Annotated in this window: 22 protein-coding genes; 9 read left to right on the plus strand and 13 right to left on the minus strand. The window is 67.4% G+C overall.

Translation table 11 applies throughout. The features are described 5' to 3' along the window. Position 1 precedes the first annotated feature (1 nt). Both K3U94_RS19165 and K3U94_RS19170 read right to left on the minus strand, forming a co-directional pair. Positions 2-1,429, minus strand: coding sequence for an aldehyde dehydrogenase family protein (locus K3U94_RS19165; RefSeq protein WP_220696875.1), 1,428 nt, complete (start codon positions 1,427-1,429; stop codon positions 2-4). A gap of 17 nt (positions 1,430-1,446) precedes the next feature. After that, positions 1,447-2,265, minus strand: a complete 819-nt coding sequence (locus K3U94_RS19170) for an NAD(P)-dependent oxidoreductase (RefSeq protein ID WP_220694706.1) — start codon at positions 2,263-2,265, stop codon at positions 1,447-1,449. A 124-nt stretch (positions 2,266-2,389) separates the two neighbouring features. On the opposite strand from K3U94_RS19170, the gene K3U94_RS19175 reads away from it, so the two are divergent. The 3 genes from K3U94_RS19175 to K3U94_RS19185 all read left to right on the plus strand — a co-directional run bounded on the left by K3U94_RS19175 (position 2,390) and on the right by K3U94_RS19185 (position 5,773). After that, the gene (locus K3U94_RS19175; RefSeq protein ID WP_047318331.1) at positions 2,390-3,175 is read left to right on the plus strand and encodes an SDR family oxidoreductase; all 786 of its coding nucleotides are present in this window, start codon (positions 2,390-2,392) and stop codon (positions 3,173-3,175) included. A gap of 23 nt (positions 3,176-3,198) precedes the next feature. Next, positions 3,199-4,479: a cytochrome P450 gene (locus tag K3U94_RS19180; protein WP_220694707.1), complete on the plus strand. Its 1,281-nt coding sequence runs from the start codon at positions 3,199-3,201 to the stop codon at positions 4,477-4,479. Positions 4,480-4,552: 73 nt separating this feature from the next. After that, on the plus strand, positions 4,553-5,773 hold the full coding sequence (locus K3U94_RS19185) for a cytochrome P450 (RefSeq protein ID WP_220694708.1): 1,221 nt from the start codon (positions 4,553-4,555) through the stop codon (positions 5,771-5,773). 76 nt (positions 5,774-5,849) lie between these two features. Here K3U94_RS19185 and K3U94_RS19190 read toward each other — a convergent pair whose 3' ends face one another. Then, positions 5,850-7,316: an aldehyde dehydrogenase family protein gene (locus tag K3U94_RS19190; protein ID WP_434084935.1), complete on the minus strand. Its 1,467-nt coding sequence runs from the start codon at positions 7,314-7,316 to the stop codon at positions 5,850-5,852. A gap of 176 nt (positions 7,317-7,492) precedes the next feature. On the opposite strand from K3U94_RS19190, the gene K3U94_RS19195 reads away from it, so the two are divergent. From K3U94_RS19195 to K3U94_RS19210, 4 genes are all read left to right on the plus strand, one after another. Further along, on the plus strand, positions 7,493-8,707 hold the full coding sequence (locus K3U94_RS19195; RefSeq protein WP_047318327.1) for a CaiB/BaiF CoA transferase family protein: 1,215 nt from the start codon (positions 7,493-7,495) through the stop codon (positions 8,705-8,707). A gap of 51 nt (positions 8,708-8,758) precedes the next feature. Next, on the plus strand, positions 8,759-9,190 hold the full coding sequence (locus K3U94_RS19200; RefSeq protein ID WP_220694710.1) for a Zn-ribbon domain-containing OB-fold protein: 432 nt from the start codon (positions 8,759-8,761) through the stop codon (positions 9,188-9,190). Next, on the plus strand, positions 9,187-10,335 hold the full coding sequence (locus tag K3U94_RS19205) for a thiolase family protein (RefSeq protein WP_047318325.1): 1,149 nt from the start codon (positions 9,187-9,189) through the stop codon (positions 10,333-10,335). Before K3U94_RS19200 ends, K3U94_RS19205 begins: the two co-directional genes overlap by 4 nt. An 87-nt stretch (positions 10,336-10,422) precedes the next feature. Beyond that, positions 10,423-11,652 (plus strand): amidohydrolase family protein, encoded by a 1,230-nt coding sequence (locus K3U94_RS19210; RefSeq protein ID WP_047318324.1) that lies wholly within the window; start codon positions 10,423-10,425, stop codon positions 11,650-11,652. 68 nt (positions 11,653-11,720) lie between these two features. Here the strand turns inward: K3U94_RS19210 and K3U94_RS19215 are convergent, their stop codons facing one another. From K3U94_RS19215 to K3U94_RS19235, 5 genes are all read right to left on the minus strand, one after another. Next, entirely contained in the window at positions 11,721-12,479 is a 759-nt protein-coding gene (locus K3U94_RS19215; protein ID WP_047318391.1) for an SDR family NAD(P)-dependent oxidoreductase, read from the minus strand. 144 nt (positions 12,480-12,623) lie between these two features. After that, positions 12,624-13,112 carry a nuclear transport factor 2 family protein gene (locus K3U94_RS19220; RefSeq protein WP_220694711.1) on the minus strand — a complete coding sequence of 163 codons (489 nt, stop codon included), beginning with the start codon at positions 13,110-13,112 and terminating at the stop codon, positions 12,624-12,626. Further along, complete coding sequence (locus K3U94_RS19225) at positions 13,105-13,527, minus strand: Zn-ribbon domain-containing OB-fold protein (protein ID WP_047318322.1); 423 nt, start codon at positions 13,525-13,527, stop codon at positions 13,105-13,107. The genes K3U94_RS19220 and K3U94_RS19225 overlap by 8 nt, the downstream gene beginning before the upstream one ends. Positions 13,528-13,533: 6 nt before the next feature. Then, positions 13,534-14,742, minus strand: coding sequence for a thiolase family protein (locus K3U94_RS19230; RefSeq protein WP_047318390.1), 1,209 nt, complete (start codon positions 14,740-14,742; stop codon positions 13,534-13,536). Positions 14,743-14,758: 16 nt separating this feature from the next. Then, the gene (locus K3U94_RS19235) at positions 14,759-16,903 is read right to left on the minus strand and encodes an acyl-CoA dehydrogenase family protein (protein ID WP_230987234.1); all 2,145 of its coding nucleotides are present in this window, start codon (positions 16,901-16,903) and stop codon (positions 14,759-14,761) included. A gap of 152 nt (positions 16,904-17,055) precedes the next feature. On the opposite strand from K3U94_RS19235, the gene K3U94_RS19240 reads away from it, so the two are divergent. Then, the gene (locus K3U94_RS19240) at positions 17,056-18,291 is read left to right on the plus strand and encodes an IS256 family transposase (protein WP_220694712.1); all 1,236 of its coding nucleotides are present in this window, start codon (positions 17,056-17,058) and stop codon (positions 18,289-18,291) included. Between the two features lie 3 nt (positions 18,292-18,294). Here the strand turns inward: K3U94_RS19240 and K3U94_RS19245 are convergent, their stop codons facing one another. From K3U94_RS19245 to K3U94_RS19260, 4 genes are read right to left on the minus strand one after another with little or no spacing between them, the layout of a single operon-like run. Continuing rightward, positions 18,295-18,447 carry a hypothetical protein gene (locus tag K3U94_RS19245; protein WP_220694713.1) on the minus strand — a complete coding sequence of 51 codons (153 nt, stop codon included), beginning with the start codon at positions 18,445-18,447 and terminating at the stop codon, positions 18,295-18,297. Next, positions 18,444-19,325, minus strand: coding sequence for a helix-turn-helix domain-containing protein (locus tag K3U94_RS19250; RefSeq protein ID WP_220694714.1), 882 nt, complete (start codon positions 19,323-19,325; stop codon positions 18,444-18,446). Before K3U94_RS19250 ends, K3U94_RS19245 begins: the two co-directional genes overlap by 4 nt. Before the next feature lie 51 nt (positions 19,326-19,376). Further along, positions 19,377-20,201: an SDR family oxidoreductase gene (locus K3U94_RS19255; RefSeq protein ID WP_047318319.1), complete on the minus strand. Its 825-nt coding sequence runs from the start codon at positions 20,199-20,201 to the stop codon at positions 19,377-19,379. A gap of 4 nt (positions 20,202-20,205) precedes the next feature. Beyond that, positions 20,206-21,468, minus strand: a complete 1,263-nt coding sequence (locus K3U94_RS19260) for an amidohydrolase family protein (RefSeq protein WP_220694715.1) — start codon at positions 21,466-21,468, stop codon at positions 20,206-20,208. Between the two features lie 25 nt (positions 21,469-21,493). Between K3U94_RS19260 and K3U94_RS19265 the strand changes: the two genes are divergently transcribed. Further along, positions 21,494-22,312, plus strand: a complete 819-nt coding sequence (locus tag K3U94_RS19265; protein WP_220694716.1) for an AraC family transcriptional regulator — start codon at positions 21,494-21,496, stop codon at positions 22,310-22,312. Here the strand turns inward: K3U94_RS19265 and K3U94_RS19270 are convergent. After that, positions 22,299-23,477 carry an acyl-CoA dehydrogenase family protein gene (locus K3U94_RS19270; RefSeq protein ID WP_220694717.1) on the minus strand — a complete coding sequence of 393 codons (1,179 nt, stop codon included), beginning with the start codon at positions 23,475-23,477 and terminating at the stop codon, positions 22,299-22,301. The two genes, K3U94_RS19265 and K3U94_RS19270, sit on opposite strands and share 14 nt — an antisense overlap. Positions 23,478-23,482 lie beyond the last annotated feature (5 nt).

Here is a 23,482-nt window from a genome sequence, read left to right on the forward strand (position 1 = left end):
GTCAGCGGCGCTTCAGTCGCCGACGAGTCCGGTTACGCGCCGAGCGCAGCATCGCATCGGCGTAGAACCGCATCGCCGGCTTGAACGGTGGTGCCGCGCTGCCGGTCATACTGAACGGCAGATCTGAGCCCACCACGGTCCGGTAGTGACTGAACGCGTCAAAGCCCGCCTTGCCGTGGTAGGCACCCATGCCGCTGCGGCCCACGCCGCCGAACGGTGCCCCGGACGGAATCATCTGCGCGGCAAAGTCGTTGCGGGCCACACCGCCGCTTCTGGTGCGCCGTACGAAGTCCCGGAAGTTCTTGTCGCCCGGCCCGAACCAGTAGGCGACCAGCGGAGCGGGGCGCGCGTTGATCATCTCGATCGCCTCGTCGAGGGTGCCGTAGCCCTGCACCGTCAGCACCGGACCGAAGATCTCCTCGTCGGCGATGCGCATGGTCGCGTCAACGCCACGCACGATGGTGGGGGCGATCTTGCGGACAGCGCGATCCGGCAGTGTCTCCCCGTCGGGCGCGATGCTCTCCACGACGGCTCCGCGGTCGCGCGCGTCGTCGATCAGGCCCAGCACCCGGTCGAAGTTGGCGTCGTTGACGCTCGAGCAGTAGTCGCCGTTGTCCAGGATCGTCGGGAACATGTCCCGTAGGGTCTGCCGGGCCACGTCGACGAAGGCGTCAATGTCATTCTCGGGCACCAGGACATAGTCCGGACACACGCAGACCTGACCGCCGTTGACCATGCGGGCCGACGCGATCCGCTTCGCCGAGCGGCGAATGTCGGCGCCCGGCGCCACCACGACGGGATTCTTCCCGCCCAGTTCCAAGGTCACCGGGACCAGATTGTCCGCGGCGGCGCGTTGCACCAGCGCGCCCACCGACGGCGAGCCGGTGAAAAAGACGTGATCGAAGGGCAGACCGGCGAACGCGGCTGCCACGTCGGCGCCGCCGGTGACGACGGCGAACTCGTTCTCGTCGAAGTACTTTGGCGCCAGCTGCTGCATCACCTCGGCCGTGCGCGAAGTGATCTCGGACATCTTGACCATCACCCGGTTGCCTGCCGCGAAGGCCGCCGCGGCCGGCACCACCACCAGTTGCAGCGGGAAGTTCCACGGCCCGATGATGCCCACCACGCCGAGCGGACTGGGCTGCACCTCGGCACGCAAGCCGACCAGACGGGCGGCACGCAGCAGCTTGCTGGGACGCATCCATTGGCGGACATGCGATCTGGTGTGCTCGACCACCGGGACCATGCCGACCATCTCGGTGGCCAGTGAGGCCGCCCGCGACCGGGTGCCGAAGTCCTGCGCCATCGCCGCGGTGAAGGCGTCGACGTTGTCCAGCACCATCGCCAGCAATCGGTCGATGCGGTTGCGCCGGACGGCGTCACTGGGCGGCCCGTCGGCCACGAAGGACCGCCGCTGCTTCTCCAGCAGATTTGCCAGCTCGGCCGTCACGACAGGTCCAGTGGCCCGTTTTGGGCCACGGTCTGCAGCAGGCCCAGTTCGACGCCACGGTCCGCGGCGGCCTCGATACAGGCCGCAACGTCCTTGCGCATAAAGGGCGCAACGACTTTGGCGAAGCTGTCCACACCACCAGCCGACTGCACGTACCCCGCGGCCCGGCTGCCGCCACTGCACTGCGACAGTGCCTCGAACAGGCTGGTGTCGCGCACCCCTAGACTCTTGCCCAACGCGACCGCCGCGGCGGCCAGTTGCGCATTGGCGGCGAACAGCACGTTGTTGATCAGCTTGAGGTTGAGCGCGGTGCCCAGCTCGCCGGTGGCGATCACCGGGTCGGCGTAAGCCGCCAAGACCCGCTGCGCGCGGGCCACCGCGTCGTCGGGGCCGCCGAGCAGCACCGTCAGCGTGCCGGCCTCGATGTCGTGAGCGCCGCCGCTCACCGGAGCATCCACCAGCACCGGGCCGTCCGGGAACTCCTCCGCCAGTTTGGACAGCGTGCTCACCGTTCCGGTGGTGTGGGACACCACGACAGTGCCCGGGTCGGCATTGGCCAGCAAGCCGTCGGCGCCGGCGGCGACGTCGAGCAGTTGCGCGTCGGAGAACAGGCAGCTGACCACGATGCCGGCATCACGGGCGGTCGCGGCGGCCGAATCCACCGGCACGGCGCCGGCGGCCGCGAGGCGCTCGCGCACCTCGGGCCGGCGCGCATACACCTGAACGCGGTACCCGGCGGCAACCAGGCGCAGGACCATCGGTTCGCCCATCTTGCCGGCTCCAACGAATCCGACGATCTGGTCCGTTGCGCTCATTCTCGGCTCCTCAAGGCAGCTTTCGGCTATCCGGTAAGCCCAACCGTAGCATTGTCCACAAGCGCTGAATTCGTTACAGTCGAGCTTACTGTCGACTTTTCGGGTACATAGAAGGCTGGCCAGGATGACCAACCCGCAGCGCAAGGTCGTGGTCGTGGGCGCGGGGTCGGGAATCGGCGCCGCGACGGCCGCGCACTTCTACGAGCGCGGCGATTTCGTCCTCGCCGTCGACGTGCGCGCCCATGACACGCCGGCGTCGCAACACGCCAGCTGCGACATTCGGGATCCCGCGGCCATCGCCGAGTTCACCGCCGGGATCGGAGACGGCTGGGACCTGCTGGCTCACGTCGCCGGCGTACCCGGCACCGCATCGGCCGCTGATGTGCTGACGGTGAACTACCTGGGCATGCGCCTGATGACCGAGGGGCTGCTGCCGCGGCTTCGGCGCGGCGGGGCGGTGGTCGCGGTGGCATCGACGGCGGCGCTCGGGTGGGAACAACGCATCCAGGTGCTCAACGGCTTACTCGAATCGACCGATGCGCAGGCAGTCATGCGCTGGCAGGCCGGCCAGGACCCGGCCTACCCGGTCTACAGCACCTCCAAGCAGGCGATGATCCTGTACGCCAAGCGGCGAGCCGCGACGGCACACGCCCAGTACGGCGTGCGGATCAACACCGTGAGCCCGGGCCCGGTGGAAACGCCGATCCTGCCCGACTTCGAGCGGTCGATGGGCAAAGAGATGCTCGACACCGTACGCACCGCTGTCGGCCGGCACGCCGGCGTCGAGGACATCGTCCCGGTGATCGACTTCCTCGGCTCCCCCGCCGCTGGCTGGATCACCGGCCAGGACGTTCTCGTCGATGGCGGCTTCATCAACTCGATCACCGCCGGCACACCCATCCCCGCGTAGGGTCAACGCCCCGAGAGGAAACCATGACATTGGATTCGTCACCTGCCACACCGATATCCCCGCACCCGTACCATCGGCTCGACATCTCCGAAACCGGCTTCTGGGGCAAGGACTTCCGGACCCGGGACGAAACGTTTGCGACGCTGCGCGACGAGCCGGGGCTGACTTGGCACCGACCGATAGACGCGGTGTTCCCGCATCAGGAGACCGGATACTGGGCGGCAACCCGGCACGCCGACGTCAAATTCATCAGCCAGCATGAAGAGCTGTTCTGTTCCAGCGAAGGCGTCAGCGTCGACCCGATGCCGGCCGAGATCCAGCGCAACATGACGTTCTTCCTGGCGATGGACCCGCCCGAGCACACCCGTTACCGCAAGCTGATCAGCTCGGGATTCACACCGCGGCAGGTCCGACGCATCGAGGACCAGATCAAGGCCAACTCCCGCAGCATCGTCGACGACCTGCTGGCCCAGTTGCGCAGCGGCGACCAGATCGACTTCGTCGCAAGCTGTTCCGGCCAACTGCCGATGCGCACCGTCTCCGACATGATCGGCATCGACCCGGCCGACCAGCAGAAGGTCGCCTACGCCGCCGAGTGCCTGTTCAGTGGCAGCGACGACGAGTACGCCTCGCTGGAGGAGCGGGCCGTGCACGTCATGACGCAGCTGGGCGTGCTCGCCGGTTCCGGCGTCGAACTGGCCCAGCGCCGACGCGCCGAGCCGCACGATGACCTGATGACCGAGCTGGTCAACGCCGAGGTCGACGGCCACCGTCTCACTGACACCGAACTCGGCTCCTTCATGGTGTTGCTGGGCTCGGCGGGCAACGACACCACCAAGCAGGCCACCACGCACGCGTTCAAGGCCCTCGTCGAGCATCCCGAGCAACGCGCCTGGCTGCTGGCGGACTACGACAACCGGATCGGCGGGGCGGTCGAGGAATTCGTGCGCTGGGCGACACCGGTACTGGCCTTCGCCCGCCACGCGGTGGTGGACACCGAGGTCGCCGGGACCGAGATCAAGGCCGGCGAGAAGGTGGCGCTGTTCTACTGCTCGGCCAACCGCGACGAGACGGTGTTCGACCGGCCGCATGAGTTCGACATCACCCGCACCACCAACCCGCACCTGGGGTTCGGCGGCGGTGGAGCGCACTACTGCCTGGGCACCCATGTCGCCCGGATGGAGCTGCGCCACCTGTTCCATGAGCTGCTCACCCGACTGCCCGAGGTCAGGATCGGCGAACCGGAATACCTGCAGAGCACCTTCGTGCACGGCATCAAACGAATGCCGATCAGCCTCGCCTGACGCTGGCGCAATACTTGCTTAATCATTTACTGTAATCATTACAGTATGTTGCTACGCCGACGGGAGATCAGCCGTGGAGAGTCAGGTCGACGACATCGCTGCCGCACTCGACAAGCCGGCCGACTACTTGAAGAACCCCTACCCGTACTTCCAGAGCAAGCGCGGCGGACCCGGGGTCTTTCCGGGAACGGTCATGGACTACTCCAAGACCCCGGCATCGCTGCGGCCCAAAACTCCGTTCGCCGCGGTCTCTTTCGAGGCGGTGAACCAGGTCTTCCGCGACGCGGACTCGTTCAACTCGCACATTTACGACGTCACCATCGGCCTGTTCATCGGACCGACGATCCTGGCGATGGAGGGCGAGCCGCACCGCAAGCATCGCAACCTGGTCTCGTCGGCGTTCAAGCGGAGATCGCTGGTGCGCTGGGAGCCGGAGGTGGTCCGGCCGGTCTGCAACGCCCTGATCGATGAGTTCGTCGCCGACGGCACCGCCGATCTGGTGTCGGGGTTCACCTTCGAGTTCCCCACCCGGGTCATCTCCAGGCTGCTGGGCCTGCCCGAGGAGGATCTGCCGTGGTTTCGTCAGCGGGCGATCGAGCTGATCAGCTACACCGTCGACTACGAGCGGGCGTTCGCCGCCTCGGCGCAGCTGAAGGACTACTTCCTGGCCCAGATGGAGAAACGTAAGTCGCGGGCCACCGAAGACATCATCGGCGACCTGGTGACCGCGGAGGTGGACGGCGAAAAGCTCACCGACGAAGCCATCTTCTCGTTCCTTCGCCTGCTGCTGCCGGCCGGTCTGGAGACCACCTACCGGGCCACCAGCAACCTGCTGTACCTGCTGCTCACCCATCCCGAACAGTTCGCGGCGGTGCGCGCCGACCACGATCTGATCGGCGCCGCGATCGAGGAGGGGCTGCGCTACGAGACTCCGCTGACCACGGTGCAGCGCACCGCCATCCGCGACACCGCGGTGGCCGGCGTCGAGATTCCCGCCGGCGCCGTCGTCGATGTCTGCATCGGGTCGGCCAACCGTGACGAGGCCCGGTGGGAACGCCCGGAGGAGTTCGACATCTTCCGCAAGTGGATTCCGCACATCACGTTCGCCGCGGGCGAGCACACCTGCATGGGACTGCATCTGGCCCGCATGGAGATGCGGGTCGCGATGGAATGCCTACTGGACCGGCTCGGCGAGATCACCCTGGTCACCGACGGCAACCCGCACATCTACGGGCAGCCGTTCCGCTCCCCCCGTTCGCTGCCGGTGACGTTCACCAGCAAGAGATCTGCCTGAGTTCGGAAGACCTGCCGAGTGTGCGGTTTGGTAGGCGACACGCCTCACTGGCCCACCAAACCGCACACTCGACGCGTCAATGTCCCCCGCGAGGCTCGCGGTAGGCGATCGTCTTGGTCTCCAGATACTGCGCGAACCCCTCGATCCCGCACTGCCTGCCCCAGCCACTGCTCTTGTAGCCGCCGAACGGGGCATCGGCCCCGTAGTACATGCCACCGTTGACGCCGACCGCGCCGGTCCGGATCCGGCGAGCCACTTCCAGTGCCCGGTCGTTCGACGCCGAGACCACCGCACCGGCCAGCCCGTAGGCGCTGTCGTTGGCGATGCGCACCGCCTCGTCGTCGTCGCCGAACGGCAGTATCACCACCACCGGCCCGAACACTTCCTCCCTGGCGATGGCCGTGCCGTTGTCGACCCCGACGATCACCGTCGGCTGCACGTAGTGCCCGCCCACCAGCTCTGCCGGAAGACCGTCGACTTCCCCACCACCGGTGGTGATTTCGGCACCGTCTTGCCGGGCCTGCGCGTAGGCGTCGAGCACACGCCGCTTCTGCGCGGCGCTGATCAGCGGGCCGACCAGGGTCTGCGGCAGCGCCGGGTCGCCCACGGTGACCGCAGCGAAGGCCGCGGTGACCGCAGCGACCAACTCCTCGAACATGCTGGTGTGCACCAGCATCCGGGTGGTGGCCGCGCAGGCCTGCCCGGCGTGCACGCACACCCCCACCGCGCCGGGGATCACCTTGGCGGGGTCGGCGTCGTCGAGCACGATCAGCGCCGACTTGCCGCCCAGCTCCAGAAAGGTCCGCTTCATGGTGTCGGAGCTGTTGCGGGCCAGCAGCTTGCCGACCGTGGTGGACCCGGTGAACGAGATCATGTCGACCCGGGGGTCGGTGCCAAGCAGTCCGGCGACCTCGTTGGACGGCGTGGGCACCACATTGACCACCCCGGCGGGGATGTCGGTGTGCTCGGCGATCAGGCGCCCCAACCGGGTGGCGTTCCACGGGGTGTTCGGGTCGGGCTTGAGGACCACGGTGTTGCCGGCCGCCAGGGCCGGCCCCAGCTTGTTGAGGATCACCTCGATGGGAAAATTGGACGGCGTGATCGCCGCAACCACACCGACCGGCTCCTTGACGACGGTGCGGACGTTGCGGTCGCCGAACAGTCCGCCGCCGTCGAGTGGCCGCTCCCACTCGAATTCATCGATCAACCGTCCCGGGTAGCGCAGCCCGTCGGCGAGCGGCCAATCCAGCTGCGCCAGTTGGGTCGTCATCACCGGGCACCCGACTTCGGCGATCAGCTCGGTACGCAGCTGTTCCTTCTCGGACTCCAGCGCCGACTGCAGTTGCACCAGGCAGCGCTTGCGCAGCGCGCGGTTGGTCGACCAATCGGTGTCATCGAACGCCCGCCGGGCCGCACCGATCGCCTCCTGCATGTCGCTCTTGCCCGCGGCCGCGGTGGTCCCCAACCGCCGCCCGGTGGCCGGGCTGACATTGTCGAACTCGGCACCCGAGGCCGCTGCCACCAGCTTGCCGTCGATCAGCATGCGCGGCTCCGCCGCCGCGGCGGCCCTTTCACCGATCTCAACGCTGCTGGCCTGCCGTCCGACGTTGCTCACCTCGCCCCTTTCGGATGCCCAACCGTAAACATTACAGTAGAATACTCTAGTTGGTTCTCCAGGGGTTCAGACGGCGGCAGGAGCGCGCTGAGTTGATCAGGGTCATGGACGGTTTCCGGGTGCTGGAAGTCGCGCAATTCACCTTCGTGCCGGCCGCCGGGGCGATCCTTGCCGATTGGGGCGCCGACGTCATCAAGGTCGAGCACCCGGTGCGGGGCGACACCCAGCGCGGGTTCATCCGGATGGGTGGTTTCGAACTCAACCCCGACCGTCATCCGCTGATCGAGCATCCCAATCGGGGCAAGCGCAGCGTCGGGATCGATGTCTCGACTTCCGGTGGGCAGCAGGTGCTTTACGAACTGGCTGCCACGGCCGACGTGTTCTTGACGAACTATCTGCCGCGGGCACGGCAGAAGAACAAGTTCGATGTCGAGCACATCCGCGCCGCCAATCCCAACATCGTCTACGCCCGCGGCAGCGCCTACGGCGACAAGGGCCCCGAACGCGACATCGGCGGCTTCGACGGCACCGCCTTCTGGACCCGCAGCGGGGTCGGCCACGCACTGAGCCCCGAGGAACTGGGCGCGCCGCTGTCCCAGGGCATTCCCGCATTCGGCGACTCGATCGGCGGGATGAACATCGCCGGCGGGATCGCCGCTGCGCTACTGCATCGTGAACGCACCGGCGAGGCGCTTGAGGTCGACGTGTCGTTGCTGTCCACCGCGTGGTGGGCCGCTGGTGCCAGCGTGACGCAGGGCATGGACACCGGCGAAGCCATGCGGGCGATGATGCCGGAATCCGACGGTTCGGTGGGCAACCCGTTCCTGGGCAATTACACGACCTCCGACGGCGGCACCATCAACCTGTGCATCGTCAGCCCGACCGGCTACATCCGAGACACCTTCGAGCATCTGGGGATTCCCGAGGCCGCCGACGACCCGCGCTTCGCCGAGGTGCTGCCGCTGATGCAGAACGCCGAGGCGGCCAGCGCACTGATCGTCGCCGCGATCGGCGCTAAGCCGTTCGAGTACTGGCGTCACCACCTCAAGACCATGAAGGGCCAGTGGGCGCCGTTCCAGAGCCTGGTCGATCTGGGCTCCGACGAGCAGGCCATCGCCAACGACATGATCGTTGAGGTGGAACCCGGCGACGGCGGACCGCCGTTCAAGGTGGTCCGCGGGCCGGTTCAGTTCAACCACGAGCCGCTGGAGACCACGCGTGCCCCCCAAGCCTCCGAGCACACCGAGATCATCCTGATGGAACTCGGGATGGATTGGGACCGCATCGAAAAGCTCAAAGAGTCCGGTGACATTGCCTAGCTCTGCCCGCGCAAGAGACAACACGTCGATCTAAACAACTCAGGAGGATCCATGCAGACGGCACTCGCACCCGACATATCGACGTGGCCGGACGAGAACCCGCAGCTGATCGGCAGCCGCTGCGGCGCCTGTGACGCCACGGTATTCCCGGCCCAGCCGCGCTGCCCGAGCTGCAGCGGCGACCAGATGTGCCAGGAGCTGCTGCCGCGCACCGGCACCCTGGTGGCCTGGACCACCCAGGGCTTTCCACCCGGAGCCCCGTATCTGGGCCCCACCGGCAAGGACTTCGTGCCGTTCGGTGTCGGCCTGGTGCAGCTCGGCGACGTCATCCGCGTCGAAGGTCGCCTCACCGAGAACGACCCCGACAAGCTGGAATTCGGCATGCCGGTGGAGTTGGTCATGGTGCCCTTCACCTCCGACGCCGACGGCAACGACGTCATCACCTTCGCCTTCCGGCCGGTATCGGAGACCGCGATCCCATGACTCATGACGTAGCGATCATCGGCGTCGGCCTGCACCCGTTCGGCCGATTCGAGGGCAAGTCCGCGATGGCGATGGGGGTCGACGCCATCTTCGCCGCGGTCGCCGACGCGCGCGTGGACTGGAAGGACATCGGGGCCGCGACCGGCGGCAGCTGGACGGTGGCCAACCCGGACGCGATCGTCGGGATGGTCGGACTGTCGGGCATCCCGTTCACCAACGTGTTCAACGCATGTGCCACCGCGGCCAGCGCGGCCAAGGTCTGCGCGGACGGTATCCGGTTGGGCGACTACGACATCGGCATCGCCGTCGGCCTGGACAAGCACCCGCGCGGGGCGTTCACCGAAGACCCGGCTCTGGTCGGGATGCCGCGTTGGTACGCCGAGAACGGCCAGTACCTGACCACCCAGTTCTTCGGCATGAAGGCGAATCGCTATCTGCACGATCACGGTATCTCCCAGCAGACGCTGGCCAGGGTCGCGGCGAAGAACTTCCGCAACGGCGCGTTGAACCCGAACGCGTTCCGGCGCAAGCCGATCTCCGAGGAGGAGATCCTGGGATCGACAATGCTGAACTACCCGCTGACCCAGTACATGTTCTGCGCGCCCGACGAGGGCGCTGCGGCGGTGGTGATGTGCCGCGCCGACATCGCGCACCGCTACACCGACAAGCCGGTGTATCTGCGCGCGGTGGAGGTCCGCACCCGGCGCTACGGCGCGTACGAGGTGAACACCACCTTCGCCCCGGTCACCGAAGACGTGGCGCCCACGGTCTACGCGGCCCGCGCCGCGTTTGAAAAGTCCGGTGTCGCACCCGAAGACGTCGACGTCATCCAGTTGCAGGACACCGACGCCGGCGCCGAGATCATCCACATGGCCGAGTGCGGCTTCTGCGCCGACGGCGACCAGGAGAAGCTGCTCGCCGACGGGGCGACCGAGATCACCGGGTCGCTGCCGGTCAACACCGACGGCGGGCTGATCGCCAACGGCGAGCCGATCGGCGCGTCGGGGCTGCGCCAGATCCACGAGCTGGTGCGCCAGCTGCGCGGCGAAGCCGGCGACCGCCAGGTGCCCGGGGAGCCGAAGGTCGGGTTCGCTCAGCTCTACGGCGCGCCCGGCACCGCGGCCGCCACCATCCTGACCACCTGATTCCCATGCCGAGCAGACGCAAAAGCCCCCCAAATGCCCTCGTTCTAGGGGCTTTTGCGTCTGCTCGCGGTAAGAAAGGAGCGCTCCATGAGCCAGTTCCGTGACGCACCGATCTTCGATGCCGACCAACACATGTACGAAACCCCCGAGTCGCTGACCAAGTACCTCCCGGAGAAGTATTCGCGGGCGGTGCAATTCGCCCAGATCGGCCGCCAGACCCGGATCATCATCAACAACCATGTCAGCGACTTCATCCCCAACCCCACCTTCGAGCGGGTCGCCGCGCCGGGTGCACACGAGAAGTTCTTCGCGGGGGAGAACACCGAGGGCCTGACCTTGCGCGAGATGCAGGGCCCGGCCATCGAGGCGCCGGCGGCCACCCGCAACCCCGCCGACCGGGTCGCCGAACTGGACCGCCAGGGCGTCACCGAGGCGCTGAACTACCCCACGCTGGCCAGCCTGGTCGAGCACTCCAGCGCCGACGACCCGGAGCTCACGCTGGCCATCATTCACGCGCTCAACCAGTGGATGGCCGAGCACTGGACCTACAACTACCGCGGCCGGGTGTTCTCCACACCGATCATCAACCTCTCCGAGGTCGACGGCGCGCAGCGAGAACTGGAGTACATCCTCGGCCAGGGTGCCGCGGTGGCGCTGATCAAACCCGGCCCGGTCAAGGGCATCCGCGGTTGGCGCTCGCCGGCACTGCCGGAGTTCGACCCGTTCTGGCGCGATGTGCAGGCCGCGGGCCTACCCATCGTGCTGCACGCCAGCTTCCCGCCGCTCGATGACTACGTCGGCCGGTGGGAGCCACCGTACACGCAGAACTTCATGGCGCAGAGCGCCTTCCGCTGGATGGTGTTGGGCCACCGCGAGATCGCCGACATGATCACCAGCCTGATCTGCCACGGCACCCTGACCCGATTCCCCAAGCTGCGCATCGCCAGCGTGGAGAACGGCAGCTCGTGGATCCGGCCGCTCTTCGATGACTTCGGCGACCTTTACAAGAAGATGCCGCAGAACTTCCCGGAGCATCCACATGACGTGTTCCGGCGCAACATCTGGGTCAGCCCGTTCTGGGAGGGCGCCGTCTCCGATGTCGTGGACACCGTCGGCTGGGACAAGGTGCTGTTCGGGTCGGACTATCCGCACCCCGAGGGCCTGGCCGAGCCGAAGGGATTCTGGAAGTACGCCGAGGGCATGGATGTGCGGCGCACCTACGACTTCATGGGCGACAACGCCCGCCGGTTCATGGGACTGCCGATCGCGAACCCGGATTCGGCGGCCAGCAAGCCGCCGGCGCTCGCCGACGCCTAGCGTTGACTCTGCGGTCAGGGCTGCGACACAACGCATTTCGCCGCCCTGACCGCAGAGTCAACGCAGTGTCATTTCGGCGCGAAGCGCTGGCCGGCGTCCAGGCGGATGCACTGGCCGTTGAGCATCGGATTCTCAACGATGGCAGCCGCCAGCTTGGCGTACTCCTCGGGCCGGCCCAGCCGTTTCGGGAACGCCGCATCCTTGGTCAGCACCGCGGCGAACTCGTCGGGGATGCCCTCGGTGAGGCCCGTGGCGAACAGGCTGGGAGCGATCGCCAGCACCCGGATGCCGACGCTGCCCAGATCGCGGGCCATCGTCAGGCACATCCCGGCGATCGCGGCCTTGGATGCCGTGTAGGCGACCTGCCCGATCTGGCCTTCGAAAGCCGCGATCGAGGACGTATTGATGATCACGCCGCGTTCGTCGTCTTCGGGCTCGTTGGTGCTCATGTGCCAGGCAGCGAGCCGGCTGACGTTGAAGGTCCCGACGACGTTGAGATCCTGGGTGCTGCGAAACGCCTCCAGGTCGTGCGGTCCGTCCCGATTGATCGTTCGTTGACCGATACCGCCACCCGCTGTGGTGACCGCAATGTGCACCCCGCCCAACGCCTCGACTGCCTCGTTGAGTACCCGCTCGGTACCGGCGAAATCGGTGACGTCGGCTTCGAAGAAATGGCCGCCGATCGACTCGGCCACTTCCTTGCCCTTTGACTGCGGCCGGTCCAGGACTGCCACCTGGGCACCGCGTTTGGCCAACAGCTCCGCGGTCGCCTTGCCGAACCCGGATGCGCCACCAACGATGATCGCGCGCTTGTTTTCGATCTCCACGAACACTCCCCTTGTTTGGATACGACGACCCGGGACCCGGTCCCGGCGCCTATACTATAGCCATTCCCGTAATACATTCGGTATGACGGTACAGGGGTCACGGCCATCGAGCCGACGATGAGCTCGGACAGCCGCGTCAAGCGCTCAGTTCATGAACCGGCCGGCAGCCCGGGCCAGCACCGCGCGGACCCGCGGCGAGAGATAGACCGCGAATACTCCGTTGAAGATGTCCTCGCGCAGCCTGGTCAGCGTCGAGGTCTTGATTCGCCAGTCGCCGTCGACCTTCTCGTAGGTCTCGGTGTAATGGCTGTAGCCGCGCAGATTGACGCCGGGGCCGAACCGCACCACATCTTCCAGCGCCCACACCCCGTGCGCCGTGGTCGGCGAGTCGAGCTCAATATCGGGCGCGTGCACCTGATGCACTGTCGCCCTCGTGCTCAGGGTCTTTCGGATGAAGGCGACGAATTCGTCAGCGCCGGTGATGATTTTGCCGCCGGCCTTTGAGGTGTCGCTGACGAAATCATCGGTGAACAGGGCACGCCAGGCCGCCCAGTCCTTGGTGTCCAGATAGCGGCAGTAGCGGGACTTCAGGCGTTTGATCGCCTCGATCTGCGCCGCGGCGTCGTCAGCCATGATCCGGAGCCGGTTCGTAGCGCAGCATCGTGACGTCGTGTTCCGGATAGTCGCAGAACACCGGCTGCACCCGCATCCCCACCACCAGATCAGCGGGATCGACGTTGACCAGTTCGGTGGAGAACCGCGGGCCCTCATCCCATTCGACGATCGCCAGCAGTTGCGGCACCGCGTCGGCGAAATGCGGGCCGACCGGGCGGCGAGCCACCGTGAAGGAGTACAGGGTGCCCATCCCGGAGATCTCGCGCCATTCCAGATCGTCGGCCAGCGTGCGCGGCGCGCGGACCCGCGGATAGAACACGTAGCTCTCGGTCGACGGCGAGTACTGGATGACGATGCGGTGCTGCGCCAGCGCATCCCAGAACGGAGCGGTGGTGGGCGTCTTGACGGGCATCGGCCGTTCAAAGGTGATCATCGGTGCTCAATCTCCTTCCAGGATGAGGGTGGTCTGTTCCGACAGGATCCCCCCGTTGCCGGAGACGAAGGCCCGGTTGCAGTCGGCCACCTGCGCGGCGCCGGCGCGGCCCATGATCTGCCGCGTTGCATCGCAGACGTGGTGCATACCGCCGGCCAGGCCGGCTTGTCCGAAGCCGAGTTGACCGCCCGCGGTGTTGAGCGGGAAGTCACCGCGGAAGGTCAGGTCGTGGTCGGAGATGAACTGCATGCCTTTGCCCTTCTCGCAGAACCCCGCGTCCTCCAGCGACAGCAGCACGGTGATCGTGTAGCAGTCGTAGATGGAGACCATGTCCATGTCCGCGCGAGTCAGATCCGTCATGGCGAAGGCGGTGTCGGCGGCCTCGCGGATCGGGGTCGCCAGCAGATCCGCGGCATACGTCGGTGTCTTGAACGGCACGTGTTCGCCGAATCCCTTGATCCACACCGGGCGATTCTTGGCCCGCTTGGCGACATCGGCGCTGGCGATCACCACGGCGGCACCGCCGACGCAGGGCATCACGATCTCCAGCATGCGCAGCGGATCGGCGATCACCGGGCTGGCCAGTACGTCGTCCACCGTCAGCGGAGTGTCGCGCCAGATCGCGCCGTCGGTGTGGTTGGCGTTGACGCGCTGGTCGACCACCAGTTTGGCCATCGCCCGTTCGTCGTAGCCGTAGACGGCGCCGTAGCGGGTGGCGACCTGCCCGTAGGGACCGTTCTGGCCGAGGTTGCCGTAGGGAATCTCGAACTCGGCTTGCGGAGAACCGTATTGGTTGCTCGACGACCCGAAGAACATGGCGTCGACCAGCGGCTTGGGTTTACGTTCGGACATCGGGGTGATGTAGCGGGCGGGTAGCGCACACAGCACCACGTCACAGATGCCGAGTTCGATCGCCGCCGCGGCCCGCCACACCATGGCCGCGGCACTGGCCCCGCCCAAATCTACGATCTCGGCGAACCGCGCTGGCATACCGAGGTATTCAGCGATTGTCGACGGCACGAAGATCTCGGATTCACCCAGATGCGAGGTGACGATGCCGTTGACGAGTTCACCCGGAAGGCCTGCGTCGGCCAGCGCGGCCGCGCTCAACTCGGCCCACTGCTCCAGGGTGAACGGGGCCGGGGCGGCCTTGTTCATCCGTTCCGGCGGCAGCTCGACATAGCCGACGATCGCGGCGTCTCCACGTAGTCCCATGCGGGTGTCCTTCATCTCATTTGCGGGGCAGGCCGAGAATCATCTGCGCGATGATGTTCAGCTGAATTTCCTTGGTGCCGCCGCCGATCAGCTCGGCCGGCGACAACAGATACGGCTCGACGACGGCCGGGTCGGAATCGGCGACCATCGCCAGCCGCCCGACGGTCGCCAATGTCGCGTGGAAGGTGCGGCGCAGCAAAACGTTCATCGCCACTTTCGCGATGCTCGACGACGCCCCCATGCCCTCGCCGTCCAGCAGCCTGATGGTCTCGCGTACCCCGAGCGCCCTGATCGCGTTGGCGTAGGCGTCGAGTTCGCCCAGCGCGCGTAGCGCGTCATCGCGCGACCGGCCCGGGACCGCGGCGATGGCCCGCAGCGCGACCGCCCGGTCGTGCTCGACGTATCCGCTGATGGCGGTGCGCTCCTCGGCCATGGTCGCGATCGCCAGCTGCCAGCCTTCGGTGGGCTCGCCGAGCAGCATCTCGTCGGGAATGAAGACGTCGGTGAGGAACACTTCGTTGAATTCGGCAGCGCCGGTGGCCATCACGATCGGCTGGACTTCGATCCCGGGCGAGCGCATGTCCACGACGAAATAGCCGATACCGCGATGTTTGGCCGCATCGGGGTCGGTACGGGCCAGCAGTGCGCCGTAGTCCGCACGCTGCGCTGCCGATGTCCAGATCTTGTGGCCGTTGATGCGCCATCCGCCGTCGACCTTGACCGCACGGGTGCTCAACGACGCCAGGTCGGAGCCGGCACCGGGCTCGGAAAACAGCTGGCACCATGCCAGTTCGCCGCGCTGCGTGGGAGGAATCAGCCGCTGCTGCAACGCATCCGGTGCGGCCCGCACCAGCGACGGCAGGATCCATTCGGCGATGCCCAGTGACGGCCGGACCAGTCCGGGTCGTTTGGCGAACTCCTCGATGATGATCAGCTGCTGCAGCGGGGAGGCATCCAGTCCCCACGGCGCCGGCCACTGCGGGGCGATCAGCCCGGCGTCGGCGATCAGCGTCCGCTGCAGGCCCGTTTCGAAGTGCGGGTAGTCGCCCTGGCGTCCCGGCCCGTCGTTGTCCAGCGCTTCGGCAGCGTCGAGCGTTGCGGCGACACCCGCCCGGAACTCGGCTTCAGCGCCGCCGAGATCCACGGTGAAGTCCCGCTGCTGCGCGACGGTCAGCTCGCCGAGCCGACGCGCCCAGCCGGTGGCGGCACCGATCGAAGCGGCGATGCTGGTGGCGCGTCGCCAATACAGGTGCAGATCGTGCTCCCAGGTGAACCCGATGGCGCCGAACATCGTTAAGGTGTCGAACACGGTGTCCGGACACGGCGCGACCGCGATGAGCGCTGCGGTGGCCGCGGCGATGCGCTGCTGCTCAACCGTGTCGGTCACGGCTCGCAGTGCGTCCCAGGCTGCGGCGCAGGCTAATTCGGCGTTGACCAGCAACATGGCCGCCTGGTGCTGCAGCGCCTGGAAGGTGCCGATGCGGACGCCGAACTGTTCCCGGGTGTGCAGATGCGCGGTGGCCGCCTCGACGCACCACCCGGCGATGCCGGCGCACACCGCTGCGGCGAGACCGACGGCGAGGCACTCCGCGCGCTCGGTGTCGACCCCGGCCAGGACGTCGCCGGCGCTCGCCGGGTGATCGGCCAGGGTGATCGTGGCCAGGTCGGTGAGCAGGTCGGTGCCGGCCACCGGCTGGATCGCCACCCGAGCGGTGTCGACCACCGTCCAGAGGTCGGTCCCGTCGTCGCAGCGGGCGCAGACCAGCGCGAGCCGGGCCGAGCGAGCCCCGGAGATCACGTCGGAGGTGCCGCTGATCAGCCAGCCGTCGTCGCCTCGTCGCGCGACGAAGTCCGACTGCCCGGCAAGCGCGACGGCCGCCGGCGCACCGGCGGCAAGGGCACGCAGAAACTCCTCCCGCGACGGGGTGGCCTCGGCGAGCAGACCTACCGCGCCGGCGGTCACCGTCGGCAGCAGCGGACCCGGCAGGGACACCGTTCCCGCGGCCTCCAGGACCGCGGCGACGTCGAGCAGCCCGCCACCCTGGCCGCCGTATTGTTCGGGCAGGTGAATCGCATGAAACCCGTTCGCTACCAAGTCATCCCACCACGGTGGCAGTTCCCCGGCCGCCAGCGCATCGAAGGCCTTGCGGGTGTCGGCCATCGGGGTAAGTCCCCTGGGGTGGTGGGGTTTCGGGAGGCGGTCCGGCCAGGGTTGAAGGTCCCGGGTGTGTCGGTGCCGGTGTTGGGGTGGGCCATCGCGTAGTGATCGGTGAGTTACCTACCAAGTGACTCAACAGGAAGACACACGACGCGATGACCCAGAACCATTCTGCCCTGCTGGCCCAGCTCGATGCACTCAAGTCCGCCGACTCCGGTGCGGTGTTCGCTGAGCTGATCCGCGCCGGGCTGCAGGCGCTGATCGAGGCCGAGGCCACCGAGGCGATCGGGGCCGGCCGCTACGAGCGCACCGGCGGGCGTAGCACGCAGCGCAACGGGCACCGCCCCAAGACGGTGGCCACAACCGCCGGCGATATCGAGGTGGGCATCCCCAAGCTGCGGGCCGGCTCGTTTTTCCCGTCGCTGCTGGAACGCCGCCGCCGCATCGACAAGGCCCTGCACGCGGTGATCATGGAGGCCTACGTGCACGGGGTGTCCACGCGCAGCGTCGATGACCTGGTAGCCGCGATGGGCGTCGAATCCGGGGTGTCCAAGTCGGAGGTCTCCCGGATCTGCGCCGGCCTCGATACCGAGATCGAGGCGTTTCGCACCCGCAGCCTGGCTCACACGCAGTTTCCGTACGTGTTCTGCGACGCCACGTTCTGCAAGGTGCGGGTCGGGGCGCATGTGGTCTCCCAGGCCCTGGTGGTGGCCACCGGGGTCTCGATCGACGGCACCCGCGAGGTGCTGGGCACCGCTGTCGGCGATAGCGAGTCCTTCGAGTTCTGGCGGGAGTTCCTCGCCTCGCTCAAATCGCGTGGTCTGTCCGGGGTGCACCTGGTGATTTCCGATGCCCATGCGGGCTTGAAAGCTGCGGTGGCCCAACAGTTCAGTGGGTCGTCGTGGCAGCGGTGCCGGGTGCATTTCATGCGTAACCTGCACACCGCCGTGGCCGCGAAGCATGCCCCCGCGGTGACCGCGGCGGTCAAGACGATCTTCGCCCACACCGACCCCGAGGGAGTCGGCGACCAGTGGGACCGCGTCGCCGACACCCTCGCCGAATCGTTTCCGAAGGTCGCGGCCATGATGGGCGAGGCCAAGACCGATGTGCTGGCGTTCACCGCGTTCCCGAAGGCCCACTGGCAGAAGATCTGGTCGAACAACCCCATAGAACGGTTGAACAAGGAGATCAAGCGCCGGGCCGATGTCGTGGAGATCTTCCCCAACCCCGCGGCGTTCCTGCGCCTGGCGACGGCGGTAGTCATCGAAGCCCACGACGAATGGCAGGTCACCCGCCGCTATCTCTCCGATGTCTCCATGGACGAACTACGCACCGTCATCGCCAAGAAACACACCGCCGAAGCGCTTGCCAAACAACACCAAATCGCTTAGCGTTCACCATGACTCGTCGATCACGACGCATGAACCACGTCCGATCCGAAGTCCACCACTCCACGGGACGCTATCGGCCATCGGCGCATGCCGGCCGGTGAACTGCCGCAACGACTCCCCGAGCTGGCGTTGTTCGGCGTTGAGCGTCACGCTCACGCGGTCTCCTCATGTTCTCCACGTGCAGTCCACTGGGACTGGATACGCGCGGCGGACTCTTTTACGGCCGCGCCGAGGTCGGCGACCTCCGCGGCGGTCAGGCTTGCGAACGGCGCGACCCCCACTGACATGGTCGCCGTCCCGTCGGCGTCACGGACCGGGGCGGACACGCTGGCGATCTGATGGTGTTCCGCGTCGGCCAGTTCGTCGGGCAGGTAGTCGACCACGGTCAGATCGGCGAAAGCGTTGGCGAGTCGCGCGGTGATCTCGTCCGGCTCTCCCTCGGCGGCCAGCGCCTGCAACGCGGAGTACACCCGAACGTATTCGCGGCTCATCCGGTCGATCGCGTAGCCGCGCCCACCGACCTCGTCGAGCACCGCACCCAGCCGGCGTCGCAGCCGTGGCGACGGTGCGCCCAGGCCGCTCAGCCATTCCTTCTTGACCTTCTCGCCTGCGCCGGCGACGAACTCACGGCAGAACGGCGCCACCAGCGGCATCCGGAACCCGGCACCCAACCGCAGGCCGGCGATCGACTCCCCGACCGAATCGGTCACCACCACCGTCGCGCCCTGGCGAACACCGAGGACGGCCTGCCTGCCGACCGCGTCGAAAAGCCGCTGCAGCTCCGGCCGGAACGCCTGTTTGTTGACCGGACGGGCGAGCGCGGCGATGGCCGGCCCCCAGGAATAGCCGCCCGAGTGCCGGTCGCGCACGATCCACTGCCGGCCCGCCAAGGTCGTGACGATCGCATGGCAGGTGCCGTGGCTGATGTCGAGGGTGTGCGCGATCTCCGACATCGAGAAGCGCCGTTCCGGATCGGCGGCGAGCAACTCCAGAATCCTCATCACGCGCTCGGTGGGCGGCGAAGAGACCGTCATACTTTCGAAAAATACGTCGAATAGTCGACGTCTGCAAGTTCGCGGGCGACCTCAGCCGGCGGCCGCCACCCGCGCACGCTCCCGCACCGAGGCCACCACGCCACCGTCGTTGAGGATGTCGGTGCCGGTGAGATAGCCGGCCTTCGCGCTGACGCAGAACGCCAGCAGTTCGGCCATCTCCTCGGGCGTTCCCCAGCGCGGGACCGCGGCGTCGGCGACCAGCGACCCCGCACCGGCCTGCTCCTCCAACCGGCCCATCTCGGTGTCCACCGAGCCCGGCGACACCGAGACGATGCGCAGCCCACGCCCGTTGAACCGCTCGGCCTGCGAACTCGAATACCAGCGGACGAACGCCTTGCTCACCGCGTAGGCGATACCCGAACGCACCTCCGGCGGCATCGGCTCGCAGACCGCGGCCATGGCCTGGGTGAAGCCGTGAACGTCCTGCAGCGCCAACGGAAACTGACCGGTGGGGATCAGCTCGTCGGGCAGCAGGTGGGCGGCCATCGATGCCACGTTGACGATCGCAGCCCCTTCCGGGGCAACGGCGTGGAAGACCTCGTTGACGTGGAGCGTGCCGACCGCGTTGGTGCGCATGATGTAGTCGGCATCGCCCATGCTGGGGCTGACCCCGGCGGTGTGGATCACCGAGGTGACGGGCCCGATACCGGCCGCCCTGTCGAACAGCGCGGCGACGGCACCGCGGTCGGTGACGTCGCAGTTGACGACCGTCACGTCGAGGTCGGCTAGCGCAGCCGCCGCGGCGTCCAGCCGGTCCTGCCGGACGTCACAGAGCACGACGGGCTGTTCGCGCCCGACGATCTTCGCGGTGGCCAGCCCCATCCCGCCGGCGCCACCGGTGATCACCGCCACCATCGCGCTACGCCTGCGCCAGTTGCTTGTCGGCGTACCGGCGCGCCCACTCGGCACGTGGCCGGATGGAGACGTCCACGTCGGTGGCCGTCGCGCGCAGCGCGCCCACCGTCGTCTGCTCACGCGGGATGCGGGCGAACGGATCCCAGCCGAAGAACCGGCAGGAGTTCTGCCAGGTGATCTTGTTGACGTCGGAGTCGTCGGCTCCGGCGGCCTCCAGTTCGGCGAGCACCTGTTCGGGGGCGTCCGGCCAGAAGCAGTCCGAGTGCGGGTAGTCGCATTCCCAGGCGATGGTGTCGATCCCGATCTCGTGGCGCAGCTTGAGCGAGGTCTTGTCGGTGACGTAGCAGGCCAGCGAGTGCTCACGGAACACCTCGGACGGCAGCTTGTCACCGAAGTCGCGACGCAACCATTTCTGGTTGGTGTAGTGCCGGTCGCTGCGGTCCAGGTAGAACGGGATCCAGCCGATGCCGCCCTCGGAGAAGGCGAACTTCAGATCCGGGTAGTTGCGCATTGCCGGGCCCCACAGCAGATCCTGGGCGCACATCGCCGAGACTTGGGTGGCCAGGATGATCATGTTGTCGATAGGCGCGTTGGGGGCCATGCTGATCGCCCCGAATCCGGTGCCGATGTGCAGACACATCACCACGTTGCACTCCGAGAGCGTGGTGAACACCGGCCCCCAGTACTCGTCGTCGTGGTAGCTGGGCAGCCCTTCCAGGTGCGGCAGTTCGGGCATGGTGACCGCGCGGCAGCCTTTGGCCGCCACCCGGCGGATCTCGGCGCACATCGCTTCGGGGTTCCAGGTCGGCAGGATCGCGATCGGGATGAACCGGCCCGGGTAGGAGCCCGCCCACTCATCGATGTGCCAGTCGTTGTAGGCCGACACCATCACCAGGGTGACGTGTTCGCGGGTCATGTTGAGGTGTCGCGCGGAGAATCCGGTGAAGGTCGGGAAGCACATCGAGGCGAGGATGCCGTTGCGGCTCATGTCGCGCACCCGCTCGTGCACGTCGTAGACGCCGGGGCGCATCTCGGCGAAACCGGCCGGGTCGCGGCCCCATTCCTCGGCCGGCCAGGACACCACCGCATTGAGGCCGCTGACGCCCTGCGGACGGCCCTGATACATCCACTGGTCGACACCCTTTTCGTCGGTGACGACGATCGGCGCCTCCGCCTTGTACTTGGCCGGGACGTGGTTGAGGAACATGTCGGGCGGCTCTACCACGTGGTCGTCGATGCTGACCAGGATCAAGTCGTCGATGTTCATGGTTCTACTAGTACCCTGGAAAATCGTGACCGTCTCCGCGCGTTCGGCCATAGATTTTGCCCAACCGGCCAACATCGATCTGCGTCGAGGCGGCCGTGCTCGGGCCGGCAGCTATCTCTACGAGGGCCAGGAGCTCGTCACCGGATGGCACTCCCATGACATGCACCAGATCGAGTACGCCGTGGGCGGGGTGGTCGAGGTCGAGACCTCCGCCGCGCACTATCTGCTGCCGCCGCAGCAGGCGGCCTGGATTCCGGCCGGCCTGGAGCATCAGGCCACCATGCGCCCGGAGGTGCGCACGGTGGCGGTGATGTTCGACCCCGAGCTGGTCGCGCAGGCAGGTGACCGGGCGCGCATCCTGACCGTCTCGCCGCTGATCCGCGAGATGATGCTGCACTCGCTGCGCTGGCCGATCGAACGGCCCGACGGCGACACGGTCTCCGACGACTTCTTCCGCACCCTGGGCCATCTGGTGTCCGCGGCACTGGACCACGAGGCGCCGCTGAGTCTGCCCGTCTCCGATCACCCGATCGTGGGCGCGGCGATGGTCTACACCAAGGCGCACCTGGCGTCGGTGACGGCGACCGAGGTTGCCCACGCCGTCGCGGTGTCCGAGCGCACCCTGCGCCGCCAGTTCGAGGCGGTGACCGGCATGTCCTGGCGGACCTACCTACTGCACGCCCGGATGCTGCAGGCGATGGCGCTGCTGGCCGCGCCCGATCAAGGCGTGCAACAGACCGCGACCGCCGTCGGCTTCGACAGCCTGTCCGCGTTCACCCGGGCGTTCACCCGATTCGCCGGTGAGGCCCCGTCGAGCTATCACCGCCGCATCACGACGTCTTGACCACTGGCGCAGAGTAATTCGGCTTGCCCAGACCCAGCACGTACTGGGCGATCATGTTGCGGAACACCTCCAGAGTGCCGCCGTAGATGCCGACCAGCGGCGCGAACCGGAAGACGTAGTCGCTCGCGCCGTTGTCGATGGCACCGTCGGTGTCGATCGGCAGCGCCGACGCGCTGCCGAGCAGGTCCATCAGGTCCGGCGAGACATCGCGCATCGCCTGTGCCAGCGCCACCCGTCCGAAAATGGACGGCGCCGACAGCGAGGCCTCGACCCGGGCTGCCGCCTTGCCCAGCCGGTAGGCCACCGAACGATCCGCGATACTGCCCGACCGCCCGGCCACCTCGCCCGCTTTGTCGACGGCGACGGCCATGAAGTTCGCCTGGTGCATCATGATCGAGACGTCCTGCAATCCGTCGGGATTGGCGTCCACCGCTCCGTGCTCGACGTTGAGCGGCTCGCGCAGCACGGTCCAGCCGCCGTTGACCTCGCCGAGGCGGTATTTGTCGTCGACGCGGACGTCGCTGTAGTAGACGATGTTGGTCCGGTCGCCGTCGACGGTGCGCAGGCCCTGGATCTCGATGCCCGGCGAATTCAGCGGGACCAGGAACATGGTGAGGCTCTTGTGTTTCCGCGCGTCCGGGTCGGTGTTGGTGATCAGAAAGACGTACTGGCAGTTGTGGGCTCCGGTGGTGAACATCTTGGAGCCGTTAATGATCCAGTTATCACCGTCGCGTACCGCGCGGGTCTTGCAGGTCGCGACGTCGGAGCCGCCTTCGGGCTCGGTGTAGCCCAGGCAGAGCCGGATGTGGCCGCTGAAGACCCCGGGCAGAATCTCCTCGCGCAGCTCGGGCGAGCCGAAGGACGCGACCGACCGGGCCACCATCGCCGTGGTCCCCCAGGTGACCCAGGGCACGTGGGCGCGGCGTTTCTCCAGCTCCCAGATGCGCCGGCGCACCCGGGTGAAGCCGCCGTCGGCCTCGGGTTTCCACTCCGCCTCCAGGTAGCCCGCCGCGCCCAGCGCCAGGTGGACGCCTTCGTCGAAGTTGTCCCCGGTCTCGCGGTCTCGGCGCTTGACGTCCTCGGTCACGTGGGTGGCCAGGAATGTGCGCACCTCGTCGCGGAAAGCCAGGTCGTCGTCGGTCAGCTGCGGTCGTGAGAAGTCCATGATGG

It is taken from the genome of Mycolicibacter heraklionensis, assembly GCF_019645815.1.
GTDB lineage: Bacteria > Actinomycetota > Actinomycetes > Mycobacteriales > Mycobacteriaceae > Mycobacterium > Mycobacterium heraklionense.